Source organism: Streptomyces sp. NPDC055140, from assembly GCF_053607285.1.
In genome coordinates this window covers 22,328-47,897 of the sequence record NZ_JBSGTG010000032.1, presented here as the reverse complement: position 1 = coordinate 47,897, position 25,570 = coordinate 22,328, and the positions used below count along the sequence as shown (strand labels likewise).

Genomic DNA, 25,570 nt, shown 5'->3' with positions numbered 1-25,570 from the left:
ACCTGGCAAGGGCCAAGGCAAGCGCCTCCGCCGTCACGGTCCACCACATATTCGCCGAGGTGGAAGAGCCGGAACCGGCTACGCCTGCCTTGGCCGCTTCCGGCTCCCGCCCGAGGCCGAGCACCGGCGGTAGGAGCCCGAGGTCCGCGCATGGCGGATTGCAGTCGCGACGCCGCAAGACTGAGGTGAAGATGGCACAGGAGCGCGGCTGGCCTCGCACAGGCGGTGTCCTCAGTCGCCGCGCCGGACAGGAAGGCCACGGCATGGCAGCAATGCCCAACAAGGTGCCGCGGGGGCCGGAGAGCCCCGACAGCAGCGAAGTGATCACCGGAGCGACCCTGTTCGCCGTGGTGGCCCTGTTGGTGAGCGGGCCGCTAAGCATTCTGATGGGCGCATCCGGCATCGCAAACGACACCGTGTTCGCGTCGTCTCGGTACGCCTACCGGTTTGATCTGACCGCGTGGGGCTGGATTCATCTTTGGATCGGCGTGGCCCTCGTCGTCGCCGGCCTAGGGGTCGCGGCCGGCAAGACCTGGGGGCGCGGGGCCGGCATCGCCGTGGCGGCGATCAGCCTGATCACCCAATTCATGTTCATTCCGTACTACCCCGCTTGGGCCATCACCATCATGGCCCTCGATCTCCTCATCGTGTGGTCGCTGGCCAGGTCCTCTCCCACGACCATCGCAGGTCGGTGAACCCAGACGGAGGCATGCCGGGCGGGCCGGGTGTCGGTGCGTGATGAGGCAGGTGGCGAGGCCGAGGACGGCTTCGTGGATGTCGTCGCGTCCCCGCTGGAGTCCCTGTACGAGGGGGAGCACCGACGCGCGCGGTGGTCGGCCGGTGTGAAGGCGTTCGGCGCGGGCCTGTCGGGAGCGCCTTGACCGTACGCGCCGCCCAGACGGTGCTCACCGCCGCCGAGGCGGCCGGGCTGAAGCGAGCCTGGCGCGGCGGCAGGACCGGCACTCCTCGGCTCGGACCGGTCCTGGAGCAGCTCAGCACGCGCGAGCGCCTGCATTGCGACCTGGCCCAGGATCAAGCCGTGGCAATATCCCTGCCCGGCATCGGCTCCGCGAGTGCTGTCCGCCATTCAGGCGCACCGAAAGCGTCGGCGAAGTACTGCGTCTCGTGTACCACCTGCCCGTGCGCGAATTCCATAATGCTCACTGAGTAGCTGGGCACCCCGTCGTATGTGATGACGCATTCACTCACCCAGAGATCCCCGCCGCCGACGATTCGGTGGACGGTGAAGTGCCGACTGGCAGGGTGCCCGCCGCGTTGCGCCACGATCGTCGCGCGGCCTCGGAACCTTTCACCTGACTGCGGGTAGTCGAGGATCGCGTCCGCGGCATAAATGGCGTGCTCGGCTTCGGTATCCCCGCGTTCCGATGCCCGCCAGTGTTCCTCGACCGCGGCCCTGGTCCGGATATCGGGATCCATCGTATTCTCCTTTCATGGCGCAGAGTTCGCCGCTCTGCGCCGACGGCGTCTCCTCAGTTGTCCAGCACGGTCTCGGGTGCGTCGATGGCCAGGTGGCGGGTGCCCCTGGCGCCGTAGGCGTCACGCATTCTGTCGAGCATGAGGAAGTCGTGCACCATCCCGAGGACCCGCACCGCGGTGACATCCACCCCCGCTTCGCGCGGCCTGGCGGCGTAGGATCCTCCCTCATCGCGCAGTACGTCGGCCTCGACGGTGATCACGAGAGCTGTCGGCAGGCCGCTCGGCCAGTTGCTTCGCGGCCGCTTCCAGCACGGGAGCGGGCGGGGTGGACACCGCAGCCATGATCAAGTCTCCTGACGTGCGCTGGAGCAGGGCCCCGGGCCGCTCACGCAACAGCAACGCCCGCGTGCGGCCCTTTCGACTCAACACTCGAACCGCGCACCGCCGGACGCAAACGCACAGCGGCGAGTCAGTGGCGATCCTCGGGGTCACGACACAACGCGGCCGCCACCCCACGGCCTTCCCACCCCGAATCGTGCCGTGACGGTGTGCGTGTAAGCATGCCTAGGAGGAGATGTCGGCGTCGCCGGGTCGCGGGACGTCGCGCTTATCGGCCCCGTATCGCCAAAACCAGCAGGAGCGTTGCAGAATGCGCACTCCGAAGCAGTTGACTCCGCTCAGCGCGATCGCGTCGGGTCTGACCGCCGGCCTGGTCGGCACCGTGTGCATGGACACGGTTCGGTTCCTGCGGCAGCGCCGGTCCGGTGGTGAGCGCAATCCCCTGCGGTGGGAGTTCGCTCCCGTCCGCACCTGGAAGGATGCTCCGGATCCCGGGCAGGTCGGCAAGCGCCTGATCGAGGGCTTCACCCAGCGCGAACTCCCGGATACCGCGGCCTGGCCGGTCAGCACGTTCATGCACTGGTCGTACGGCGCGGCCTACGGGGCGCTCTACGGCGTAGTCGCCGGCTCGGCGCGCAAGCCGCCCTCTGGGGTCTACGGCGTGCCGTTCGGCGCGGTCGTTTGGATCAGTGGCTACATCACCTTGCCGATCGCGGGGCTCTACGAGCCCATCTGGAAGTACAACCGCAAGACCCTCGCGGACGACCTCGGCCCCCACCTGGCTTACGGCGCCGCGACCGGGACCGTCTTCTGGATCCTGGGCAAGGCACGCACCCTCTGCGTCCGGACTCATCCCAACGGGTGAACGCGCCCCGCGGCCCGGATCCAGCTCCATCTGGTCGGTGCGGTCCGCGGCTCAGCGAAGGGATGTCGTATGGCCACGCTGATCGCCATGAACGTCGGCATGCCCAAGGACGTTGCCTGGCATGGCAAGACCATCCGCACCGGCGTCTGGAAGCAACCCGTGGCGGGGCCACTGATGGCGCGGTCGCTCAATCTGGACGGCGACGGGCAAGGCGACCTTGCCCGGCACGGCGGCGAGCAGCGTGCCGTACTGGTCTACCCCGAACCGCTGAGGTCTCGGGGTACGTCTCCGAGGTCCCTCATGCCGCATGCTGTCTGGTCCGGCGCTATCGGCTTTGACCTGGTCAGTTCTCTCAACTAGTGGCTGAGCTGTCTCTCGGCGGTGTTCTTGCGTCGGCGCATGTGTGGATTCCGCATTCTCTGGTGACGGGCCGTTGACGGCCGATCAGAGGTCGAGGACGACTTCGGTGGTCGGTTGACTGCAACAGACGAGGATGGTGCTGGGCTCGGGGAGTTCGAGGGGTGGGGTGGTGTAGCTGATGTCGCCTGCAACGAGGTGCGTGATGCAGGTGTGGCAGACGCCGGTGCGGCAGGACCAGCGGGTGGGGACGTCGCAGGCTTCGGCGAGATCGAGGAGGGATGCGTGAGCGGGTGACCATGGAGCGGTGATGCCACTGCGGGCGAAGGTGATGAGGGGGCCGGTGCCCGTGGGACCGGGTGGTTGGTGCGGCCGGATCGCGGCGGTGGGTGTGACGCCGGGGTTGATGGCGGGGAGAGCGCTGAACTGCTCCCTATGGATCTGCTCGGGGCGCAGACCGTGATCGAGCAGGAAACCGCCGAGGTCATCCATGAAGGCGGGTGGTCCGCAGAGGTAGGCGTCAGCGTCGGTGGGGATGCCCGTGGCCCTGAGCGATTGGCCGGTCGGGCGGCCCTGGCTGATGTGGGGCACGTCGGGATGTGGGTTTTCGGCGGTGTAGTAGATGTGCTCGTGGGCGTTGGGGAGTTGGGCCAGGAGCGCCCTGGTCTCTTCCGCGAAGGCGTGGTGGGTGCGGTCGTGGGCGGTGTGGATCCACCAGATGGGGCGTGGGTCTCGTGTGGCGGCGAGTTGGTGGAGCATGGCGAGCACGGGAGTGGCACCGATCCCTGCGGAGAGGAGGACGATCGGGCGGGTGCTTTCTTCGAGTACGAACGTTCCGCGGGGGCTGGCGATGTCCACGAGGTCACCGGGGTGGAGCGTGGCATGGATGTAGCTGCTGACTTTCCCGTGGGGCTCGTGCTTGACGCTGATGCGGTAGGTGTCGACTGTGGGCGCGCAGGACAGGGAGTAGCTGCGCACTGCGGGGGCGGCTTCGCCGACGGTGAGGCGGATGGAGAGGTACTGGCCCGGGCGTGCCTCGGGTAGGGGCGTGCCGTCGGTGGTGGTGAGGTAGATCGACGAGATGGTGGGGGTTTCGGGGACGATGCGGGCGACGCGCATGGTCTTGAAGCCGGGCCATCCCGGTTCTTCTCTGGGCTGCTGGGTGCTGGCGCGTTCGCCTGGCCACCCCGGTTCCTGTTGGGGCTGCTGGGCGGCGGCGAGTTCACGGAAGGACTGCTGCCAGCCGGGGCTGAGAGCGGGGATGTTCAGTGCTTTGCGCAGCTTGGCGGGGTCGCGGTCGGGGAGGTAGAGCAGTGCGTCGGTGTCGGCGACGCTGAGTTCTTCGGGGCCCCTGCGGGTCAAGGTGATTTCATCGCCGGCCTGGACCCGTCCTTCGTTGATCACGCGCAGGTAGAAGCCGGGGCGGTGGTGGGCGACCAGGAGGGAGGCCATGGTGAGTTCGCCCAGACGCATGCCGACGCGATAGCAGGTGACGCGGGGCTGGGTGACTTCGAATTCGGCTTCGCCGATACGGTATCGGTCGCCGATGCATACTTCGTCGTCGGGCAGACCGTCGACGGTGAAGTTCTCCCCGAAGATCCCGAAGGTCAGGTCGTCGCGGCCGAGGTGCTTCTGCCAGTGCTGGTAGGACTGCAGCTGGTAGACGAGGACGGCTCTGATTTCGCCGCCGTGCCCAGCCAGGTCTCCTTGGCCGTCTCCATCGACGTTCAGCCGCCGGACCATGCGGGGTCCTTGGACGGGGGCCTTCCAGGCTCCGGTGTGGACCGTCCTGCCCTGCCAGGACACGTCCTTGGGCATACCTGTGTTGACGGACAGCAGCGTCGCCATTGCGGACCTCCTGCGGGGTGGCCGGCCTGGGCAGCCCCTGATGGCGCTGTGATCTGTGCGCCAGGGCCGATCCTAGTTCTCGTGCCGGCGCCCGGCGCCGCCGCGATTCCATGGAGTACATGCTCGAGGTCGCCATCTTGCCCATGAGCGACGTCGACCGCTCTTCTATACGAGCGTCTGGGTTTCAACCTGGACGTGGATCATGGGCACCGTCCCGATTTCCGTGTCGTGCAGCTGACGCCTCCCGGCTCCGCGTGCTCGGTGCAGATCGGAGTGGGTCTCACCGACGCCGGGCCTGGCTCGGTGAAGGGCCTGTACCTGATGGTCTCTGATCTTGAAGCTGCACAGTCCCGAGCTGGCGGGGCGCGGCGTGGATGTCGGGGAGATCAGGCACAATGTGCCTCTCGACACGTGGCAGGGCTGCCTCGATTCCGGCGTCGACCCCGGAGCGTCGCCGAGTTCACCGACCCCGACGACAACGCGTGGACGCTGCAGGAGCGCGGTTTTCGTCCCTCGTGAGGTGGAGCCGCCGCATCCGACTTCTGCTCCTCTGTAAGTTCCGGGCTTCGAACCGATGGCAGCGGGCTGAGCAACTGTGGCCTTTGCACCGCCGGGGAAACGGCCCGGGGTTGCGTGCGTTGGGGCGTACGGTGCCGGAGGCTGGGGCGATGACAGAGCCTGTTCACGGATCGGATGGGCCAGGAGGCGGGGCGACGTCGTTCGGTGTCGAGCGCGATCCTGCCCGGGTGGTTGCGTTCAGCGATGGCGTCCTCGCCATCGCCATCACGCTGCTCGTCCTGGAGATCCGCCCGCCGCACGACACCCGCAGCCTGTTGCATGGCCTTGCCGCGCTCTGGCCGTCCTACCTGGCCTATGTCCTGGCCTTCCTGCTGATCGGGCAGGTGTGGGCCAACCATCACATCATGTTCGACCACATCCGCAGCGCCGACCGAGTGGTGCTCTTCCTCAACACCGTGCTGCTGATGGACGTCGCCTTCCTGCCGTTCGCCGCCTCCGTGCTGGCCGAGACGTTCCGCGACGGACACGGGCAGCGCACCGCTGTCGTCCTGTTTGGCGCGGCCTTCGAACTCCTGGCCATTTTGTTCAATGTCATCTGGTGGCACGTCCGTCGTGACCGCAGACTGCTCACCGCCACCATCGATTCAGCCGGCGTGGCAGCCATCAGCCAGCGCTTCCTGCTCGCCCTTGTCTGGCTCGCCATCGGAACGCTGCTCGGAGCCCTGCTTCCCGTACTCGGCCTGGCTGTGATCGCCGCCTTCATCCTCTACTACTGGCTTCCCATCGCGGGCGAGATCCCCTCGGCGAAGCGCCCGCGTCACCGTGGACATCCGACGTGAGCGCCGACGGCCTCCCCGGCGTTGCCTTCCGGGAGGACCGCGGATCGGGTTTGTTCACCGGCACCGACCGACTGCCGTAGGTGTTACTCGGCTGCGGCGTCGCGTGTGCGCTGGTAGTGGCGCCGTGCCTTCATACGGTTGCCGCAGACGGCCATCGAGCACCAGCGGGCCTTGTTGGTCTTGCTGCGGTCGATGAGGAACCGGCGGCATTCCGGGTTGGCACACGGCCTTAGCCGTCCGGGCATCGTCCGCTGCACCGCGCTCCACGCCATGACCGTTTCCACCGCCATCTGACGCTCTGCGGGGCCGTTCACCTCCCACGACACTCCTTCAGGCGAGAGGTGCGGGCGGGAGGTGACGTCTTTCAGGAGCGGGGCCAGCGACGTTGCGGGCCGACTGCCGCGCACCACGTCCTGAAGGGCATCGCGCGCCTGCAGGAGGCTACGCAACTCGTCCGCAGTTCCGGTGCCACCGTGGACCTGCTGCCAGGACCTGGCCTCTTCCGGATCTGCCAGCTTGTCCTGGACGACGCCATTGACCACCGGCGTGCTGTTGAGGAGCTCCAGCAGTGCGTCTTGCTGCTCTTGGTCGGCCACCATCGCACCTCCTAACGGATGGATCACTTGACAGGCGCTACGAGCGTACTCATCTTAACCAGAGAATTTCATTTTACTGGTTAGGTTCGGCCCGGGCGCCGCACCAGCCGGACGGTCACCAGCCGCGACAGAAAGGGCAGCCCCCGTCCGACCCGGACCGTACCCAAGGAGTAGTTCTGCATCCTGCGCCTGGCCATACGACGCTGCCGGACGCGTGCGCCGCGCGGGCTCATCATGCAGGCCGCCGGACCGCCGCTCGCACGAATACCAGGCCGGCCCGGACACCTCAAGCCAGCCGGTGATGACAGCCCACAGAGCCGAGCCGACGCGGGCGGACGTCGACTCCCCGAGCACTTGAGGTGGGCGGTGCGCTGGCTGATGACCATTCACGGGCGGAGGCTTGAGACAGGCCGACGTCCTACCGCCCCGGCGCGGCGGCGCCCCGAACACCACCTCAATCTAACCTGCAAAACCATCTTGACAGGTTAGATTCCAAGTGCTCGACTCTACATATAACCAGTGAAGCTAGTTAGAGAGGTTAGGGACATGCGCTCTGCAGTCCACCACCGCACCGCCACCGTCAACGGCCTTGAGGTCTTTTACCGGGAGGCCGGCGACCCCCAGGCACCCGTAGTCGTGCTGCTGCACGGCTTCCCGACCAGCTCGCACATGTTCCGTCATCTGATCCCGGCACTCGCCGACCGCTACCACGTGATCGCCCCCGACCACATCGGGTTCGGCCAGTCCGCGATGCCCGCCCTGCACGACTTCCCGTACACCTTCGACGCCCTCACCGAGGTCACCTCCGGCCTGCTCCAGCAGTTGGACATCGACCGGTTCGCGATGTACGTGCAGGACTACGGCGCTCCCATCGGCTGGCGGCTCGCCCTCCAGTCCCCGGACCGCATCACCGCGATCATCACCCAGAACGGCAACGCCTACGAAGAGGGCTTCGTCAAGCCCTTCTGGGACGGCGTCTTCGCCTACGCCCACGCCCCGGGACCGGACACCGAAGCCCCCATGCGCGGCGCCCTGACCCCCGAGATCACCCGCTGGCAATACGTGAACGGTGTCGCCGACCCCAGCCTGATCAGCCCCGACAACTGGGTCCACGACCAGGCGCTGCTGGACCGCCCCGGCAACGACGAGATCCAGCTTCAGCTCTTCCGCGACTACCCCACCAACGTGGACCTCTACCCGCAGGTCCATGGGTACTTCCGCGACTCCCAGGTCCCGCTGCTGGCGGTCTGGGGCGCGAACGACGAGATCTTCGGCCCCGCGGGCGCGGAGGCGTTCGCCCAGGACCTGCCCGACGCGGAGATCCACCTGCTCGAGTCCGGGCACTTCGCCCTGGAGAGCCACCTCGGGACCATCACCGAGCACATCCGCGACTTCCTGGCCCGTGTCCTCGCCTGATGCGCAGGGTGCCGGGGCGGCTGTGACGGCGGCGGATCGCATAGCCCTCTACCGCCGCAGCCGGCAAAGGACCCACCATGCGACACCTCACCCGACACGCCTTCAGCGCCAGCCCGCAGACCGTGCGCGCCGCCCGCGACTTCGCGATGCAGGCCCTCGACAGCTGGGCGGCTGCCAACGCGGTGGCGACATCCGGGCCTGTGCCTCGGAACTGGCTGGCCATGCCGTCCAGCACGGAAGCCCGGACGGCTGCGCCCACCTGGTCCGCCTCATCCGGCACTCACACTGCCTCCACGTCGAAATCCACGACAGTACGCGCTACTTCCGCGTCCGCATCCCGCCTGCCTCACCGAGCGGGGAAGCCGAGCTGGGGATGCGCATCGTCCTGGAGCTCTGCAACGACTGGGGAGTGCGGGCCCTCACCGGCAAGGGCAAGGCCGTCTGGACCTGCTTCCGTCGGCCCAAGCCCACGTCTACCGCTGCTCCTTCACGCCCTGACCGTCGACAACAACCGCCCCGTCAGGGGTGCGTCCACCCACGCACCGCCCCCGCCCGCACCCGGAAGGAAATCCGCCATGGGACTGTCCTGGCAGCAAGGCCCTCTCTCCGCCGGCGCGATCGGACACTTCCTCACCCCCGAACCGCTCCCCGAACGCCTCCTGTTCGCCGAGCGGCTGCGGCGCCGCATGCGCGTGAAGTTCAACGACACCTGGATCGCGGACAGCGAGAACGTGATCCTGCTCCACGAGCCGGGCCGGTACCCCGTCGCCTACTTCCCTCGCGAAGACGTCGACGAGCAGTCCCTGATCCCGAGTAGCAAGGTCACCCACCACAAGGACCTCGGCGACACCGCCTGGTACGCCGTGCACGCCGGAGAGCGCACCACCGAACGCGCCGCCTGGGAGTTCACCGCGTTGCCCGGGTACGCCGCCGACCTCCAGGGCCGCATCGCCTTCGCCTGGCGGGCGATGGACGCCTTCTACGAGGAGGACGAACGCATCCTGGGACACGCCGCGGACCCGTACCACCGCATCGACATCCGCAACACCTCCCGCACCCTGGAAGTCCGCCTCGGCGACACACTCATCGCCCGCTCCGAGCACCCCCTCGTGCTCTTCGAGTCCGGATTCGCCCCGCGCTGGTACGTCCCGCGCGCCGACATCGACCAGATCCAGCTGCACCCCGTCGACGGCCAGACCTTCTGTCCCTACAAGGGCCTGTGCAACTACTACGACATCGGTGACGCGCGTCGCGCCGCCTGGTCGTACACGAACCCCTACCAGGAGGTCGACCGGATCAGCGACCTGGTGTCATTCGAAGCGGACAGGGTCGAGGTCTCTCTCGATGGCACGCGCCTGCATCCCGAGTCTGGGCAGAACGTCGTCCCCCACGGCGTCGACCGCGGCCTGGACGTCGACGAGGTCAAAGCCCACTGACCCTGACGAGCACCCGTCCTCACATCCCGGAACTCGAACACCTGGGATGGCACACGGCAAGATGTCAGGCCGGGCTGGCAAGCCGTTCCCGTGCGCCGACACCTCCTCCTCCGTCATCTCACAGCAGGGATGTCGGCTCACGCGTTGTTCGGCCGGGGTCCAGCCAGTACTGATAACTCCACGCTGAAGGGGCTGAAATGTCTGATGGCCCCGTCGACCACGCGAAGGATCATGTGATCCACGCGGTAGGCGCGAGCTGCTGAGGGGTGGGGCTGTCGTCGACCGCACGGCGACGTTAGATGGCTCCCGCTATGCGCTCTGTTCGCCGCCGGCGGCCGCGGTGTCCGGTTGGCCGACCTGGTCCAGGGTGGCGGCCCAGCTGGCCAGGAGTTTGAGGCTGTCGTGGGACGGAGTGCCGGGTTCGGCGCTGAGGGCGGTGAGGGTGAGGCCGGGGTCCGTCGGGATGGGCATGGCCTCGAAGGGGAGGGCGAGTTCGCCGACCGCGGGGTGGCGAAAGTGCTTGACGCCGGTCTGGTGCAGTCGTACGTCGTGCGCGGCCCACAGGGTGCGGAACTTCTCGCTGCGGGTGGAGAGTTCGCCGACGAGGTCGGTCAGGTCCCGGTTGTACGGGTCTCGTCCCGCTTCGATGCGCAGGAGCGCCACCGCTCCGGCGGCCTGGGCCTCCAGGTGGGGCAGAAAGTCGGCCGCGCCAGGGTTGAGGAACTCGTACCGGGCGAGATTCACGGGCCGGGCGGGGTCGGCGAAGACCGGGTCGTACAGGGCGCGGCCCAGCCTGTTGGTGGCCAGGATGTCGAGGCGGCCGTTGCGGATGAAGGCCGGTGCCTCGGTCATCGCGTCGAGCAGGTGCTGCAGGCTCGCGCGGATCGGCTGCGGCGCCCGTCGGCGGGGCGGGCGGCGGGTGGTGTTCGCGGTGCGGGCGAGGTCGTCGAGGTGGGCACGCTCGGCTTCGTCGAGCTGGAGGGCGCGGGCGAGGGAGTCGATGACGGTCTCGGAGACGCCGGAGAGGTTGCCGCGCTCCAGGCGGGCGTAGTACTCGGCGCTGACGCCGGCGAGCAGCGCGACTTCTTCCCTGCGCAGGCCTTTGACGCGCCGGTTGCCGGTGTAGGCGGGCAGTCCCGCCTGCTGTGGCGTGATCTTGGCACGGCGGCTGGTCAGGAACTCGCGCACCTCGCTTCGGTTGTCCATGGCTTCGAGGCTACGTCGGCTGGTCCGGCCATGTCCCCGGCCGTGGGGTGTACTGGCAGTACACGTATCAACGAGTCCTTCCACGCGCGTGTGACCTGCAGTTTCATCGGTAGTGACGCAAGCGGCACCAAGCCGACCGGCCAGGTGGGCCGGAGCGTCGTCCGGGTGGCGGCGGTCGCTGCTTCAGGGCGGAATGAACCCCCTGGCATCGCACCGCCGCCCCTGTGATGGGCAACCGATGAGCGCCGCCGCGGCACGTGAAAGGACATGAACGATGACGGAGAAGACCCAGCCCGGTCCGCGCGAGCTGTTCGGGGACGTCGCTCCCGCGCTGGCCGGATACAGCGAGGACGTGCTGTTCGGGCAGGCGTGGAAGAGCCCGGAGCTGTCCCCGAGGGACCGCAGCCTGGTGACCGTGGCGAGCCTGATCACCAGCGGCAGCAGTGAGCAGCTCACCTTCCACATCCCCCTGGCCAAGCAGAACGGCGTGACCGAGGCGGAAGTGATCGAGACGATCACACACATGGCGTTCTACGCCGGATGGCCCAAGGCCATGTCCGCGCTGACCGTGGCCCGGCAACTGTTCCGCTCGGCCTGACCCCGTCCCACCTGCGGGCTCGTTCTCATCACCCCCTCACGGCTGCCCCGCGGCGGCCGACGTAAGGAGCACGTACCACCATGGAGATCCTCAAGCAGCCCGCGACCATGAAGCTGCCCGCCCAGATGTTCACCGGCGACGCCTGGGCGGATGTGATCCACCGGGGCGAGGAGCCCTCCCGGGCACGGGCCAACATGGTCCGCTTCGCCCCCGGTGCCCGTACCGCCTGGCACAGCCACGGTATGGGCCAGACCCTGCACGTCGTGTCCGGAGTCGCCCTGATCGGCACCCGGGACGGCGTGATCATCGAGGCCCACCCGGGCGACACCATCGGCTGCCCGCCCGCCGAGGAGCACTGGCACGGCGCGAGTCCGGACCGGTTCATGGAGCACATCGCCCTGTGGGAGGGCGACGAGGTCAACTGGCTGGAGCACGTCACGGACGCCGAGTACGGCGGCCCGCGCACCAGTACCCGTACCTCGCACTGAGCACAGCTGACAGGAGCGTGAGTTTCAGCGTCAACTGCGGCCGGGGACGGCAGACCCACACGATGGCGGTGATCACGCACGCGGGAGATCGCCGAGCGGAACCGCCACCTGCCTCCTCGACAACGCCGTGACGGCCGAATCGATGCTGAGCGCCGCCGCCGGACGGGCTCGACGCGCTGCCCACGCCACCGGACGAGCTGACGGAGCGGCCGACTCGTTCCCCTCCCCCGGCTACCGCAGCCGACGCCCCACCCCCTTCAACCCTTCCCCTCACTCTGGAATGAGCCATGCGCGCAACCGTGATCCACGCCCCCGGTGACATCCGGGTGGAGAACCTCCCCGAACCGAAGATCCTCGCCCCCACCGACGCGGTGATCCGGACGGTCGCCGCCTGTGTGTGCGGCTCCGACCTGTGGGACTACCGCGGCATCAACGAGGTCGCCCAGCCCACGCCGATCGGCCACGAGTACGTCGGAGTGGTGGAGGAGACCGGCACGGAGGTGAAGGGCATCAAGCCGGGGCAGTTCGTCATCGGCTCCTTCTTCGCCTCCGACAACACCTGCCCCATCTGCCGCGCCGGCTATCAAACCTCCTGCCCGCACAAGGAGTTCGTCGGCGGCTGCCAGGCCGAGTACATCCGCATCCCGCTCGCCGACGGCACCCTGGTCGCCCTCGACGGGCAGCCCGACGACAAGTTCGTGCCGAGCCTGCTCACCCTCTCCGACGTCATGGGCACCGGCTGGTACGCGGCCGTCGCCGCCGAGGTGAAGCCCGGCTCCACGGTTGTCGTGGTCGGGGACGGCGCGGTCGGCCTGTCCGGGATCATCGCCGCCCGGGAACTCGGCGCCGAGCGCATCATCGCCATGAGCCGCCACGCTTCCCGGCAGCACCTCGCGATCGAGTTCGGCGCCACCGACATCGTTGCCGAGCGTGGCGAGGACGGCGTGGCCCGTATCAAGGAACTCACCGGCGGCATCGGCGCGGCCTCCGTCCTGGAGTGCGTCGGTACGCAGGAATCGATGCGACAGGCCGTCCGGTCCACCCGCCCCGGCGGCAACGTCGGTTTCGTCGGCGTCCCGCACGACGTGGCCATCGACGGCCAGGAGCTGTTCTTCTCCCACGTCGCCCTACGCGGCGGCCCCGCGCCGGTACGTCACTTCCTGCCCGACCTGATCGACCGCGTCCTGAACGGCCGTATCGAGCCCGGCAAGGTGTTCGACCTGACACTGCCACTGGACGAGGCCGCCGAGGGCTACCGCGCCATGGACGAGCGTCGCGCCATCAAGACGCTGCTGCGCCCCTGACACACCGGCCGGCCGGTCGCCGTCCCGGCACACCGCAGCGGCGAAAGCCCGCAGACCCCCAGCCCGGTCCGCACTCTCACGAAGCACGATTGGAACTGCATCTCATGAACCCGACGTACGACTTCGAGCAGCAGGTGGCCCTCGTCACCGGCGCGGCCTCCGGCATGGGCCTCGCCACCGCCCGGGCCTTCGCCGAGGCCGGCGCCGCAGTCGTCCTGGCCGACATCGACGAGAAGGCCGTCCAGCACGCGGCAGATGAGCTGACCGCGGCCGGTCATCAGGCGATCGGTGTCGCCTGCGATGTCACGGACGAGGAGCAGGCGGCCGCGATGGTCGACCGCGCGGTCGCGACGTACGGCCGTCTGGACATGGCGTTCAACAACGCCGGCGTGCAGGTCCCGCCCAGTGACGCGGCCGACGAGACGGCCGAGAACTTCGACCATGTCAACGCCGTGAATCTGCGCGGCGTCTGGGCCGCCCAGAAGCACGAACTGCGCCGGATGCGGCAGCAGGGCAGCGGCGCCATCGTCAACTGCTCCTCGCTGGGCGGCCTTGTGGGCCTGCCGGAGCGCGCCGCCTACCACGCCTCCAAGCACGGTGTGATCGGCCTGACCAAGAGCGCCGCGGTCGAGTACGCGCCCAAGGGCATCCGGATCAACGCGGTGTGCCCCGGGGTGATCGACACCGCGATGGTCGCGGACATGCTCGAAGGTCAGGCGCAGGCCATGGCCGAGATCATGAAGCAGCAGCCGATCGGACGGCTGGGCCGGGCGGACGAGATCGCCGCGGCCGTCCTGTGGCTGTGCAGCCCCGCCGCGAGCCTCGTCGTCGGTGTCGCCCTGCCCGTCGACGGCGGATACACCACCCACTGAGCATCCCGTACGCCTCGATCGACGGCAGCAGCCGGACGCGGCACACGGCCGCAGGCTCATCCCGACCGGGTACCGCCTACCGCACACGGACAACCCACGATGAGCACCTGGGACCAGGCGCAGCTGTGCTCGTTCACAGCCGCCTACGACCTGCCCATCTCGCCGTACCGCGGGGACGGCCGTACCTTCGGCACACCGACCTGGATCTGGTCTGTCGTCGCGGGTGGCGGCCTCTACGTCCGCCCCTACAACGGCCACAACTCCCGCTGGTACCAGGCGGCGCTGTCGCAGTGGGCTGCCCGGCACTCAGGGTTCGAAACCCCCAACTCCACAGCCCAGACCCGCATTTGACCGCGAAGGAGCGCCACCATGGAATACACCCGTCTCGGCACCACCGGGCTGAAGGTGAGCCGGCTCGCGCTCGGCTGCATGAGCTACGGCGACCCGACCGTCCCCCGCGCCCACCCTTGGGCACTGACCGAGGACATGGCTGCGCCGTTCTTCCACCAGGCCGTTGACCTGGGCATCACCTTCTGGGACACCGCCAACGTCTACCAGGCCGGCACCTCCGAGGAGATCGTCGGCCGCGCCATCAAGAAGTACTCCCGGCGCGAGGACATCGTCCTCGCCACCAAGGTCCGCGGCCCCATGCACGACGGTCCCGGCGGTGAGGGCCTGTCCCGCAAGGCAATCCTGGAACAGGTCGACGCCTCCCTGTCCCGACTGGGCACGGACTACATCGACCTCTACCAGATCCACCGCTTTGACGACGACGTACCGGTCGAGGAGACGATGGAGGCACTGCACGACGTCGTCAAGGCCGGGAAGGTCCGCTACCTCGGCGCCTCGTCGATGTATGCCTGGCAGTTCGCCAAGCTCCAGTATGCCGCCGACCTCGGCGGGTGGACTCGCTTCGTGTCCATGCAGAATCAGTACAACCTCTTGCGCCGCCAGGACGAGCCCGAACTCATGGCCATGTGCCGTGACATGGGCGTGGGCCTGGTGCCCTACTCCCCGAACGGCAAGGGCCGCCTCGCACGCCCCGTCGGCGAGCAGAGCAGCCGCTCCCGCACCGACCACGTCGTGCGGGCCTTCGACAGCGAGTACGACGAGCCGGTCATCAACGCCGTGCAGCAGCTCGCCGAAGCCCGACGCGTACCCATGGCCCAGATCGCCCTCGCTTGGGTGCTTGGCAACCCGCTCGTCTCGGCGCCCATCGTCGGAGCCACCCGGCCCCAACACCTTCAGCAGGCAGTCGACGCGCTCGCCCTTCGGCTGTCGGACGAGGAAGCGGCAGCCCTGGAGAAGCCGTACACCAACGCCGGGCCTTCCTGGTTCTGACCACGGGAACACGGCCGAACTCCTCAGCAACGGAAAGGCGTTCAGAACGTCATGCAATACCGCACCCTCGGCAACTCCGGTCTCGCCGTGTCCAAACTGGCCCTCGGCACCATGTACTTCGGAAGCGAGAACACAGAAGACGAGGCATTCGCCCTGCTCGACGCCTTCACCGAGGCCGGCGGCACCCTGCTCGACACATCCGACGTCTACTCCGGCAGCCTCTCCGAGCAGATCATCGGCCGCTGGCTGGCCGCCCGCCCGAGCGAGGTCACCGACCGCGTCCTAATCGCCACCAAGGGCCGCTTCACCACCGGCCCCGACGTCAACGACCTCGGCCTGTCCCGCCGCCACCTGCATCGCGCGCTGGACGCCTCCCTGCGCCGGCTCGGCGTCGAGACCGTCGACCTCTACCAGATGCACGGCTGGGACACGCACACCCCGGTCGAGGAGACGCTGTCGTTCCTCGACGACGCCGTGCGCGCCGGGAAGATCCACTACGCCGGACTGTCGAACTTCACCGGCTGGCAGCTCCAGCTGACCGTCTCGACCGCCAGAGCGATGGGCGTCCAGGTCCCGCTCACCCTTCAGCAGCAGTACAGCCTGCTGTCCCGCGAGAGCGAGTACGAGATGGTCCCCGCCGCCCTGCACAACAAGATCGGCCTGCTGCCCTGGTCACCGCTGGCCGGCGGCTTCCTCACCGGGAAGTATGAGCGCGGCACGCCCCCGGCGTCCGACACCCGCGCTGGGTCCGCGAACGAGCTGTACCAGTGGGTGTCGGCCGAGTACGCCGCTGCCGACCGCAACTGGGCCACGATCGACAAGGTCTGCTGCATCGCCAAGGAGACCGGCGCCACCCCCGCCCAGGTCGCCCTGAGCTGGATCGCCGACCGCCCCGGTGTCATCGCCCCCATCCTCGGCGCCCGCAGCCTGCGACAACTCCACGACGGCCTCGGCGCCGTCGCCCTCACCCTGGACGACGAGGCCACCGCCGCCCTCGACAAGGTCAGCGCACCCACGCCAGGCGGCTACCCCTACGGCGCGTTCGGCGTCAGCCAGCGCGACCGCCGACTCCAGGGCGGCGCCCAGGCCCTCGGCGACCTCATCGGCAAAGGCTCCGACCACCCCACCGGCCGCCTCTAGATCGAGGATCTCTACTTCGAGGACGGCCGGTTCGCGGCGAAACACAGGACCGAATGTGGCGGGGACGGCGGTCGGCACCCATCGGCGGCTCCGGGCCACGCGCGCTCCCGCCATGGTGCGACGATCGCCCCCGCCTCGCAGTGCGGCGGGGAGGAAGTCGCTGACGTCGGTACCGACGTCAAGAACTGACTCGCGCCCGCGGACCCACCCGCTCGCAATGAAGTGGCGCGGCCCGCACCATCCACATGGTTCTGCTGCAGTGTGACCAGACCCTCCCACCCTGGGCTACTTCCCCCTTCGGGGGCGGCCCGGACAGGCCCCGGCGGGGCGGAGTGGGATGGCGTTCTTGAGCAGAGCCAAGAGCACGGTGGCCAGGATCGTGCCTTCGCGGTCGGCGATGTCCTGGAGCGACAGGTGGTCTTGTTCGTACCAGGTGCGCCATTGCCCGATGTGGGTGGCGGTCTGTTGGGTGTGGCGGAACCCGCGGCGGGCTCCAGCCGACCGGGTGCTGGGACAGCAGGTAGGTGAGGTGCGCCGTGGTGGTGTTCAGCGCTTGCGCGAGGTGGGCGATGGAGAAGTCGCCCGCTGGGTACGGGCGTAGTGCTTCTGCCCCTGATACCAGCGAAACGTCCGCCAAGGCGCAGCCGAACGCAGTAGATCGAGCCCAGCTGTCAACCACGCTTGGTCTTCGACGACCTCACCGCCGCGACGGCGAACACTCAACGTGATGGCAGAGCTGTCCATGGCGTACCCCCGGCGCGGGCCGGTGGCTGACGGGCGCGCTGCCAGGGGACTGTCCATGGGAGGTCCGGCTCACGTCTGTCGCACCCCAAAGAGTGAACAGGCTGACCAGGCCCTGCTCGGATTCGTGGCCGATCGGCCACCGATCGTGAGATTCGGCCAAGGAATCTGAGATCCCACAGAAGAAGGTGTAGGGTCTCGCCGCTCGCGGCCAAGTGCGTGCCCGTGACCTGCTGGTCTTGAGGCCGTCTCACGCTGCGGCCAAGCTGATCGGTCTCAAAACTGCGGCAAGTCCCCGCTGCAGATGGTCTCGGACTCCTACCTCGGACGCCAGGCGCAAAGTAGGTGCGTCTTCGCTGGTCAGCGGTTCGGCCGACTGTGAGGGAAGAACGCTGTCACCAGCTTCGACGAGCCGGCGCACCGCCTCGACGGCGGCCCGCACGCCCCGGTCAAGATCGGCGAGCACCTTCTCGGCCGCGTCGCTGCAGAAGGCGTGGGTGCGTACTCATGACTTCGTTGCATGCCGGCCGGGCCGGCCGAAGCCCGTGCCGCGTCTGACTAGACGGACGGTGACGGCGGAGGGTTGCCCAGTAGGGCCGGATTCTCCGGGTGGCGTACGTCGCCGCTGCCGAGCAGGACGCGGGCCCGGACCCGCATCGGCTCGTCGCCGCGGCGGGAGAGCAGGACCAGCTCGTCGACCCGGGCCGTCATGGGGCCGAGGAGGGCCTCCGCCTTGCGGGCGAGGGGGCGCGGGTCCGCGGTGCGGCCGAGGGACAGGTGCGGGGTGAAGCCGTGCGAGTGCGATCCGCACAGCGGGAAGCGGAGCTCCAGGGACTCCCGCAGCCGCGCCCAGGGCTCCTGGTCGGCGACGGCCGGGTCGAGCCAGACGGTGGCGTCCTCGCGGTGTCCAAACCAGTGGACGCCCGCCAGGCGGGCGGTGAACGGCGGCGTCTCGGCGAGCGCCGCGGCGACCAATGGCAGGGCCCGGGCGAACTCGGCCTCGGGGACGAAACCGAAGAGCACGTTGACGTGCGGCGGCCAGCGGCGGACCTGCCGGTCGTGTTCGCGGCGAATGTGCTGGATCGGCGGCCACAACTCCGCCGGCGGCAGCCAAGCGACGGCGGTGCGGTTCGCCGACGGGACGGCGAGGACGTCGCCGGGTACCGGGGCCGGCACGGGACCGACCTGCCCGACGAGGGTCTCGTCGAGCCGGTCGACGCCCAAGGCGCGGTCCCAGACGACCTGGCCGTCCGCCTCGAAGAACACCACCCGGTGCCACGGGATCTCCCCGCCCGGCACGAAGTCGCCGAGCAGGACCCGCTTCGGCGGGGCCCCGCGCTCGGCGACCCCCATCACGAACCGCTCGGGGTCGAAGCGCGGGTCCCAGAGCACCCGGTGGTAGATCTCGTCGCTGGTGTGCACGTCAGCACCTGCCCTCGACTATCAGGGTGACGCGCTCCCGGTCGACCCTGCAAATCAACGCCCGGCCCGCCCACCTCGCTGCGGTTACGGCAGGAGAGCGAAAGCCAGCGGCGGTTTTCGCCGCGGACTCCCACCTCGGCCACCAGGGGACAAGTAACCCGCGAGTAGGACTGTTGACACCCGCCGTTTGCCGACGTTGATTCCCGACACGGGCTGCCGACACTGCCGACCTGCGGATACTCTCTGGCCGGCTGAATGTTGTCAGACCCTTGTTTCGCGGTACTTGTCCGTTGCGGCTGGTGACGGCGTTCTCCCCTCGCAGTCGCCCGAACCGCTGACCAGCGAAGACGTACCTGCTTTGCGCCTGCTGTCCGAGCCAGGAGTCCGGGGCCCAGATGGCCAGGAGGGCGGCGCCCTCACCCTTGCGGGTGACGGCGCCGGGACCTCTGACCGGCCAGTCTCAGATTCGTGGCCAATTGACCATCAGGTGGCCACGGTTCGTGTGATTTGGCCACGAAACTTGAGACCCTACAGGAGGCCTCGGGGTACGTCTCGGAGGTCCCCCATGCCGCATTCCGTGCGGAGCGGAGCCATTGGCTTTGGCCTGGTCACTTCTCTGAACTGGCACTGAGGCGCGGTGCCTTTGCCGCTCTGATCCGGCCCCGCTCGTCCGGCTCGAGTCGGCTCCGACGGACGTTCGAGGTGCAGGGTGAGCCGGCTCGCCCCTGCAGGTTGGAGACGGGGCCACTTCGGGCCGGAGTTGAACTCGGAACCAACTGGCACCAATTGGGGCCGGAGATCCGGGGCCTGCTTGCGGCGCGGGGCGATGTCAGCGGCGGGACATGTAGAGGTTGAGTGCCTTGTGCAGAACCTTGTTGAGTGGGAAGTCCCATTCCCCAAGGTATTCAACGGCCTCTCCGCCGGTGCCGACCTTGAACCGGAGCAGACCGAGGAGGTGGTTACTCTCCTCCAGCGTGTCGGTGATGCCGCGGAAGTCGTAGATGCCGGCGCCGAGTTCGTAGGCATCGGACATCATTCGCCACTGAATGGCGTTGTTGGGCTGGACCTCACGATTACGGCTGGTGGAGGCCCCGTAGGAGTACCAGACATGTTCGCCGACGGTCAGCATCGTGGCGGCCGCGAGTACCTCTCCCTCGTGGTGGGCGAGGTAGAGGCGCATGCGGTTGTTGTCCTCGGCCTGCAACGCGGTCCACATGCGCTGGAAGTAGGCCAGTGGGCGCGGGATGAACCGGTCCCGTTCCGCGGTCTCGACGTAGATCGCGTGGAAGGCGGGCAGGTCGTCGTAGCCGCCCTGGACCACTTTGACGCCGGCCTTCTCTGCCTTTTTGATGTTGCGTCGCCACTGCTGGTTGAGATCGCGCTCAATTTCTTCCAGCGACCGTCCCTTGAAAGGAACTTGGAATACGTAGCGCGGCTGGCCTGCGGCGAAGCCGTCCTCACCGTCAGACTCACTCTGCTGCCAACCCATCCGGCGCAGCCGGTCGGCCAGGTCGAAGGCCTGCGGCTCCTGCATGGTGGCCTGCGCATCTCGCAACTTTGTGGCCTGCGGGTCAGCGATCGCGGCCTTAACGGCCTCGGCGCTCCAGCGGCGTTGCACCACGGGCGGCCCCATCTTCACGGAGAAGACGCCCTGTGCTTTCAAGTACGCGAGCATCGGCTGAAGCCACTGGTCCAGATCCGCCGCTGTCCAGTCGATGACAGGGCCCTCAGGCAGGTAGGCGAGGTACTTCTTCAACTTCGGCAACGGCCGAAGCAGCACCAGCCCGGCACCAACGAGGTTGCCTCCTTCATCGAACCAGCCCAGGCTCTCCCCCCGCCAGTCCGGCTTCACATCCGCCCAGGCCGGAACCTGCATGTGACTCACTGACGGCTGGGCTGCGACGAAAGCCAGATGTTCGTCGCGGGTGATCGCCTTCAGGCGATAGCTCATGCGCAGCGCTCCTCTGTTCGACGCGCCACCCTGCTGAGGCGCGTTGCACGAACCCAGGCCTCACAGGATGTCACCAATCACGGGATATGGCACAGCCTCTCAACTTGTTCTTTGTCTTCCGGTACGACGTCGGCAAGACCGTCAAACGCCCCGAGACCTTCAAGGCCATCGGCAAGCGTGGAAGATCCTGGTAAATAAAGAACAAGCTCAGGGCGTGCATGCTGTGCTCCCGCAGCAAAGCAACAGCCCGAGAGTAGAGCCCACATCTCGCGGCCGACGTCAGAGCCAATCGGAGCACTACCGACTTGCCCTGGCCCCGGGCGGAACCCAAGCTGAGGAGGCAGTTTAGACCCCCCTTCCAAGGTTCCATAAACCTTGGAACAATCTCCCTGGAGACCACAGTGGTACCTACTTCTCCGCGCCCGCCTCTGCTTGGCCGGCGGCCCACAAAGGCGGGAATTATGGCCGCCACTATGCTGGGCCTGGCTACCAGCATGCTCGGCGGCGTCGCGCACGCCGACATTCCCGGCGCCGGCGGGGTGTACACCGGCTGCTATAACAGGAGCACCGGAGTACTAAGGGTCATCGATTTCGAGGCCGGACGGCGGTGCCGGTCCGGCGAACTCACGGTGAGGTGGAACCAAACGGGACCCACTGGCCCCAACGGTCCGAAGGGTGACACCGGCCTGCAGGGGCTGCAGGGCATTCAGGGCCCGAAAGGTGACACCGGTCCCTCCGGTACCGCCGATATCGTCACAGCAGGGGGAACAAATATCTCAGTTCCTCCGGGTGGGTTCAATTCGAGCAAGGCCGTCTGTCCGCCCGATCATCCGAAGGCGATCTCCGGCGGTTTCTTCGCGAGCGGCAAGACTTTCCTGAGGGAGTCCTTTCGGGACACCACCAATACCACCTTCGACAGCTGGGTTATGACTTTCGGCAACGTTGGTACAGAGTCGGGAACGGCTGGTGTCCTCGTGTATTGCTCGCAGTGATGGCGATACGCAGCATGCGGGACTCTGCCGTGTAGGGTGCCGACTCGAGGAACGAGTCGGTGCCTCCCCCAAAGAGCGGGCCGCAAGCCTGGGGCATCTTCTGTCGGCCTGGGAGACCACCGAGCGGACACCGCCCTGAACGCGGACACGCGGATACAGACCGGTACGCATCTTCACCCGGAAAGCGCCTCCGCCACCAGCCTGCCGGGAGTTGTGGTGTCGACCTGACAGATCTTGGACTGCGCGCCGGCGAGACTGACGCGGAGTCCTTCGATCCACGCTCGTTCGGCAGACGCTCGAGCGGACAGCAAGGCGGGCGTGGCCAGGTTCGCGTGGTGCGGGCGGGAGCGCCTCGGCCTGCTCAGCATCAGTGGAACCGCGATGGTGCTGCATTCGATGCGGTGGAACCCCATCCGGAACGGCGAGGGCTACTACCTCGAAACCCGACGGCCAGATAGCCGTCAAACCGTACGCGACGTCTCCGACGACTAGATCGAGCGCGCGCTCGCGCTGTTGGACGTCATGACCAGCGACGACATACCTGAGGACGCCGCGACGGACCGGTGCACCGATGCGATCTCCGACCTGATCGTTGCCAAGCAGAAGGGCAGGGAGCCGCCGCACGTGCTCGGGGCGACCCACCGCACCGAGGAGTACGAGCACACACCCGTCCCCGCGTCGGTCCGCCACAGTCTGCCGTCCGTCGCCGCCACCTGGTTCGGCTTCCCGATGAACCTGGGCAGCGCGGTCTTCTGCGGAGTCATCGTCTACAACCTCGGCCTGCCTCAGGGGCTGCTCGCCATCCTGGTCGGCAATCTGGTGCTGCTCGCCTACGTCGGTGCGCTCAGCCACCACGCGGGCGGCACCGGGAAGAACTTCGCCCTGCTGACCGCCGACACCTTCGGCAGCCGGGGCCGCAACCTGCCCGCCGGGCTGCTCGCCACCGTTGTCATCGGCTGGTTCTCCTTCCAGGTCGGACTCACGGGCACCACCCTCGGCTGGCCCGCCCTGGCAGACGCGGCCGTCGGCGGCGTCCTGTACACGCTCCTGACGAAGGCCGGGATCCGTGCGCTCTCCCTCATCGGAATGATCGCCATGCCCTGTTCCTCGTGCTCACGGTGGTGGCCCTGACCTACGGCCTGGACGCCCACACCTCACTGGCGGACACCTTCGGATACGAAGGTGCGGGCACCGCCCCCGGCTTCGGTGGCGCCGTCGCCATCGTCATCGCCGGATTCGCCGACTCGGGCACCATGACGGCGGACTTCACGCGCTGGTCCAAGGACGGCCGGTCAGCCGTCCTCGCCACGCTCACCGCCTTCCCGTTCGCCAACTTCCTCGCCAACGCGGCTTTCACGCCCCTCGCCAACCTCGCAGGCCTCCCCGCGGCGAGCATCCCGGCCGGCCTGACCGCGGACGGCCGCCCGGTCGGCCTCCATCTCATCGGCCGGCATCTCGCCGGCGCCCACCTCCTCGACGCCTGCGCGGCCTACGAGGAGGCGGCCCCCTGGTCCCACATCCGACCGCCGCTCGGGGCGGGACGGTAATCACAGTGCCCGAGGGGCCGTTCGCGAGCGACCGGCCCCTCGGCGACGTGGTGTGATGTTGCGCCTTCGGCATCAGGACAGGTCCGATGCGGGTAACCGCGCCGAGGTGCTCGGAGGGGCGGCGCTCGGCCGTGGCGGGCCACTCGGCGAAGCGGGTCGCGGCGGCGGCGAGGGACATGACCCTCGGAGTAGGGCGGCCGACGGACCGTTGACGTCGCGCGTCGCATCCTGATCTGCTGCCTTGATCAACGTATAGGTCAACGCCGCGAACGCAGATGCCGAGCAGGGGAGCTGAGGCGATGACGCCCTCGTATGCACCGGGCCCGCCGACCGCATGGGTTGTGCAGAACACGCGGAGCGGCGGTCCCGGCCGGGTCGGGGCCTGGCTGCGCGAGGCGGGACTTGGCCTCGAAGTGCTGCGTCCCTACGCGGGTGAGGCTCTGCCCGAGGCGCTCGACGGCAGGCCGCTCCTGGTGCTCGGCGGCGGCTTCCTGCCGGACGACGACGAGCGCGCGCCCTGGCTCCCGGCCACGCGCCGGCTCGTCGGACAGGCGCTGGACGACGGCTCGCCCGTGCTCGGCATCTGCCTCGGTGGCCAGTTGCTCGCACAGGTCGCGGGCGGCAGCGTACGGGCGAATCATGGGCAGCCCGAGTTCGGCAGTACACAGATCCAGCTGCGGCCCGAAGCCGCCGACGATCCGCTGCTGTACGGGCTCGGCGAGACGGCGCCCGCGATCGAGCGGCACGTCGACGCGATCACCGAACTTCCGTCGGGAGCCGCCTGGTTGGCGTCCAGCACGGCCTGTCCCCACCAGGCGTTCCGCGTCGGAGCGCGGGCCTGGGGTGTGCAGTTCCACCCTGAGGCGGAGGCCGACCGGATCGCCGGGTGGGACCGGGAGCGACTGGCCCGGCAGGGCTTCGACAGGGACCGGCTGCACGCCGAGGCCGTGGCCGACGAGGGCGCGGCGGTCTCGGCGTGGTCGGTGTTCACACGGAGGTTCGCTGAGGTGTGCGCGAGGCTGACGTGACCGGCTTCGGGGCGGGCGCGGACGCGGCGGCCCCGCGCCGCCGTCTCACCGACACGATGACGCTGGTGAGCACGCCCGCGAGCAGCCCCCAGAACGCGGATCCGATGCCGAGCAGCGTCACACCGGACGCCGTGGCGAGGAAGGTGACGACGGCCGCCTCCCTGGATCCGGGGTCCGACAGGGCACTGGCCAGGGAAGCCTCGATCGTGGCGAGCATGCCGACCCCGGCGACGGCCAGGACGAGCGCGTGCGGCATCGCGGTGAGCAGCGACGCGACGGTCGCACCGAGCAGGCCGACGCACAGGTAGAAGACACCCGCCCACACGGCCGCGAGGTAGCGCCGCTGCCGGTCGGGGTGGGCCCCGTCGCCGGTGCAGATCGCGGCGGTCATCGCCGCCAAGTTGATGCCGAACGCCCCGAACGGCGCGAGCACCGCCTGCACGGCACCCGTCCACGTCAGGACCGGCGAGACGGGCACCTCGTAGCCGGACCCGCGCAGCACGGCGACCCCCGGCAGATTCTGCGAGGCCATGGTGACGACGAACAGCGGCACGCCGACGCTGACCAGCACCTTCCAGTCGAACTCGGGAGCCGTGAACACCGGCTGCGCGAGCGACAGTCGGACCCGTTCCAGATGCCAGCCCCCGGTGAGGACGGAGGCGACGACGCCGCCGCCGAGCGCGATGAGGACCGCGTAGCGCGGCAGCAGCCGACGCCCGAGGAGATACAGCACGAACACCGGGAACGCGATCGCGAAACTGCCGCCCATCTGGGAGAAGAGCCCCGTCCCGAAATCGAGCAGCACACCGCCGAGCAGCGCCGATGCCAGCGGCACCGGGATCCGGTCCATGATCCGCGCGAACCACCCTGTCAAACCGCTCACCATGATCAGCACGGCGCTGAACACGAACGCGCCCACGGCTTTTTCCATGGACACCCCGCTCAGGCTCGTGGCGAGAAGCGCGGCTCCTGGTGTCGACCAGGAGGTGACGATCGGGACCTTGTGCCGCAGCGACAGGCCCACGCAGGTCACGGCGATCCCGACGCCGAGCGCCAGCATCCACGAGGACACCTCGCGCGCGTCCGCCCCGGCGGCCCTGGCCGCGGTGAACACGATGGCAGCGGCACTGGTCACGCCGACGGTGACCGCGATGAGCCCCGCCGCCACGGCCGAGGGCGGTGCGGTGGCGCGTATACGGGCGAGCGGGGGCATGCGGGCATCACTTCCGAAAAGGGGTGCGGGAGAGCGGGTTCCGAGTGTTCCGTAAACGGAACGTTCTGTTTATGG

At 68.5% G+C, this 25,570-nt stretch carries 25 protein-coding genes and 2 pseudogenes; 19 read left to right on the top strand and 8 right to left on the bottom strand.

What is annotated here, in order from left to right; all coding sequences use genetic code 11:
• Positions 1-263: 263 nt before the first annotated feature.
• Positions 264-695: a DUF7144 family membrane protein gene (locus ACWFR4_RS39635; RefSeq protein WP_453656499.1), complete on the top strand. Its 432-nt coding sequence runs from the start codon at positions 264-266 to the stop codon at positions 693-695.
• 36 nt (positions 696-731) lie between these two features.
• The gene (locus ACWFR4_RS39630; protein WP_453469994.1) at positions 732-881 is read left to right on the top strand and encodes a hypothetical protein; all 150 of its coding nucleotides are present in this window, start codon (positions 732-734) and stop codon (positions 879-881) included.
• Positions 882-1,032: 151 nt separating this feature from the next.
• On the opposite strand, the gene ACWFR4_RS39625 is transcribed toward ACWFR4_RS39630, so the two are convergent.
• The gene (locus ACWFR4_RS39625; RefSeq protein ID WP_453469993.1) at positions 1,033-1,437 is read right to left on the bottom strand and encodes a nuclear transport factor 2 family protein; all 405 of its coding nucleotides are present in this window, start codon (positions 1,435-1,437) and stop codon (positions 1,033-1,035) included.
• A 53-nt stretch (positions 1,438-1,490) separates the two neighbouring features.
• Positions 1,491-1,715: pseudogene (locus tag ACWFR4_RS39620) on the bottom strand (alpha/beta hydrolase fold domain-containing protein); the annotation flags it as partial.
• Positions 1,716-2,086: 371 nt separating this feature from the next.
• On the opposite strand from ACWFR4_RS39620, the gene ACWFR4_RS39615 reads away from it, so the two are divergent.
• Positions 2,087-2,641 (top strand): hypothetical protein, encoded by a 555-nt coding sequence (locus tag ACWFR4_RS39615; protein ID WP_453656498.1) that lies wholly within the window; start codon positions 2,087-2,089, stop codon positions 2,639-2,641.
• A gap of 69 nt (positions 2,642-2,710) precedes the next feature.
• The gene (locus ACWFR4_RS39610) at positions 2,711-3,001 is read left to right on the top strand and encodes a hypothetical protein (protein WP_453469705.1); all 291 of its coding nucleotides are present in this window, start codon (positions 2,711-2,713) and stop codon (positions 2,999-3,001) included.
• Positions 3,002-3,085: 84 nt separating this feature from the next.
• Here ACWFR4_RS39610 and ACWFR4_RS39605 read toward each other — a convergent pair whose 3' ends face one another.
• Complete coding sequence (locus ACWFR4_RS39605; RefSeq protein ID WP_453656497.1) at positions 3,086-4,846, bottom strand: MOSC domain-containing protein; 1,761 nt, start codon at positions 4,844-4,846, stop codon at positions 3,086-3,088.
• Positions 4,847-5,496: 650 nt separating this feature from the next.
• Between ACWFR4_RS39605 and ACWFR4_RS39600 the strand changes: the two genes are divergently transcribed.
• Entirely contained in the window at positions 5,497-6,204 is a 708-nt protein-coding gene (locus ACWFR4_RS39600) for a TMEM175 family protein (protein WP_453656496.1), read from the top strand.
• Positions 6,205-6,287: 83 nt separating this feature from the next.
• Here ACWFR4_RS39600 and ACWFR4_RS39595 read toward each other — a convergent pair whose 3' ends face one another.
• Complete coding sequence (locus tag ACWFR4_RS39595; protein WP_453469491.1) at positions 6,288-6,803, bottom strand: CGNR zinc finger domain-containing protein; 516 nt, start codon at positions 6,801-6,803, stop codon at positions 6,288-6,290.
• Positions 6,804-7,346: 543 nt separating this feature from the next.
• On the opposite strand from ACWFR4_RS39595, the gene ACWFR4_RS39590 reads away from it, so the two are divergent.
• Positions 7,347-8,216 carry an alpha/beta fold hydrolase gene (locus ACWFR4_RS39590; protein ID WP_453656495.1) on the top strand — a complete coding sequence of 290 codons (870 nt, stop codon included), beginning with the start codon at positions 7,347-7,349 and terminating at the stop codon, positions 8,214-8,216.
• A gap of 575 nt (positions 8,217-8,791) precedes the next feature.
• On the top strand, positions 8,792-9,652 hold the full coding sequence (locus tag ACWFR4_RS39585; protein ID WP_453656494.1) for a DUF427 domain-containing protein: 861 nt from the start codon (positions 8,792-8,794) through the stop codon (positions 9,650-9,652).
• 309 nt (positions 9,653-9,961) lie between these two features.
• On the opposite strand, the gene ACWFR4_RS39580 is transcribed toward ACWFR4_RS39585, so the two are convergent.
• Complete coding sequence (locus ACWFR4_RS39580) at positions 9,962-10,858, bottom strand: helix-turn-helix transcriptional regulator (protein WP_453656493.1); 897 nt, start codon at positions 10,856-10,858, stop codon at positions 9,962-9,964.
• Positions 10,859-11,132: 274 nt separating this feature from the next.
• On the opposite strand from ACWFR4_RS39580, the gene ACWFR4_RS39575 reads away from it, so the two are divergent.
• From ACWFR4_RS39575 to ACWFR4_RS39545, 7 genes are all read left to right on the top strand, one after another.
• Complete coding sequence (locus ACWFR4_RS39575) at positions 11,133-11,456, top strand: carboxymuconolactone decarboxylase family protein (RefSeq protein WP_453469281.1); 324 nt, start codon at positions 11,133-11,135, stop codon at positions 11,454-11,456.
• An 80-nt stretch (positions 11,457-11,536) separates the two neighbouring features.
• Positions 11,537-11,944, top strand: a complete 408-nt coding sequence (locus ACWFR4_RS39570; protein WP_453469280.1) for a (R)-mandelonitrile lyase — start codon at positions 11,537-11,539, stop codon at positions 11,942-11,944.
• Positions 11,945-12,231: 287 nt separating this feature from the next.
• Positions 12,232-13,248, top strand: coding sequence for a zinc-dependent alcohol dehydrogenase family protein (locus tag ACWFR4_RS39565; RefSeq protein WP_453656492.1), 1,017 nt, complete (start codon positions 12,232-12,234; stop codon positions 13,246-13,248).
• A 104-nt stretch (positions 13,249-13,352) separates the two neighbouring features.
• Positions 13,353-14,120 carry a glucose 1-dehydrogenase gene (locus tag ACWFR4_RS39560; protein ID WP_453656491.1) on the top strand — a complete coding sequence of 256 codons (768 nt, stop codon included), beginning with the start codon at positions 13,353-13,355 and terminating at the stop codon, positions 14,118-14,120.
• Between the two features lie 99 nt (positions 14,121-14,219).
• Positions 14,220-14,471, top strand: coding sequence for a DUF2255 family protein (locus ACWFR4_RS39555; protein ID WP_453469756.1), 252 nt, complete (start codon positions 14,220-14,222; stop codon positions 14,469-14,471).
• 18 nt (positions 14,472-14,489) lie between these two features.
• Complete coding sequence (locus ACWFR4_RS39550; protein ID WP_453656490.1) at positions 14,490-15,461, top strand: aldo/keto reductase; 972 nt, start codon at positions 14,490-14,492, stop codon at positions 15,459-15,461.
• A gap of 51 nt (positions 15,462-15,512) precedes the next feature.
• Positions 15,513-16,601 (top strand): aldo/keto reductase, encoded by a 1,089-nt coding sequence (locus tag ACWFR4_RS39545; RefSeq protein WP_453656489.1) that lies wholly within the window; start codon positions 15,513-15,515, stop codon positions 16,599-16,601.
• Between the two features lie 1,329 nt (positions 16,602-17,930).
• Here ACWFR4_RS39545 and ACWFR4_RS39540 read toward each other — a convergent pair.
• Positions 17,931-18,764 (bottom strand): annotated as a pseudogene (locus tag ACWFR4_RS39540) (RNA repair domain-containing protein); the annotation flags it as partial.
• Between the two features lie 829 nt (positions 18,765-19,593).
• A complete protein-coding gene (locus ACWFR4_RS39535; RefSeq protein ID WP_453469479.1) occupies positions 19,594-20,715 on the bottom strand; it encodes a lipid II:glycine glycyltransferase FemX in 1,122 nt (373 codons plus the stop codon).
• A 461-nt stretch (positions 20,716-21,176) separates the two neighbouring features.
• On the opposite strand from ACWFR4_RS39535, the gene ACWFR4_RS39530 reads away from it, so the two are divergent.
• The 5 genes from ACWFR4_RS39530 to ACWFR4_RS39510 all read left to right on the top strand — a co-directional run bounded on the left by ACWFR4_RS39530 (position 21,177) and on the right by ACWFR4_RS39510 (position 24,282).
• Positions 21,177-21,707: a hypothetical protein gene (locus ACWFR4_RS39530; protein WP_453469478.1), complete on the top strand. Its 531-nt coding sequence runs from the start codon at positions 21,177-21,179 to the stop codon at positions 21,705-21,707.
• Positions 21,708-22,025: 318 nt separating this feature from the next.
• Positions 22,026-22,199, top strand: a complete 174-nt coding sequence (locus tag ACWFR4_RS39525) for a hypothetical protein (RefSeq protein ID WP_453656488.1) — start codon at positions 22,026-22,028, stop codon at positions 22,197-22,199.
• A 30-nt stretch (positions 22,200-22,229) separates the two neighbouring features.
• Positions 22,230-22,838, top strand: a complete 609-nt coding sequence (locus tag ACWFR4_RS39520) for a cytosine permease (RefSeq protein ID WP_453656487.1) — start codon at positions 22,230-22,232, stop codon at positions 22,836-22,838.
• Positions 22,817-23,254, top strand: a complete 438-nt coding sequence (locus ACWFR4_RS39515) for an amidase family protein (protein WP_453656486.1) — start codon at positions 22,817-22,819, stop codon at positions 23,252-23,254. Before ACWFR4_RS39520 ends, ACWFR4_RS39515 begins: the two co-directional genes overlap by 22 nt.
• A 299-nt stretch (positions 23,255-23,553) precedes the next feature.
• The gene (locus tag ACWFR4_RS39510) at positions 23,554-24,282 is read left to right on the top strand and encodes a type 1 glutamine amidotransferase (protein ID WP_453656485.1); all 729 of its coding nucleotides are present in this window, start codon (positions 23,554-23,556) and stop codon (positions 24,280-24,282) included.
• Here the strand turns inward: ACWFR4_RS39510 and ACWFR4_RS39505 are convergent.
• The gene (locus tag ACWFR4_RS39505) at positions 24,242-25,495 is read right to left on the bottom strand and encodes a benzoate/H(+) symporter BenE family transporter (RefSeq protein WP_453656484.1); all 1,254 of its coding nucleotides are present in this window, start codon (positions 25,493-25,495) and stop codon (positions 24,242-24,244) included. The genes ACWFR4_RS39510 and ACWFR4_RS39505 overlap by 41 nt on opposite strands.
• Positions 25,496-25,570: the final 75 nt, after the last annotated feature.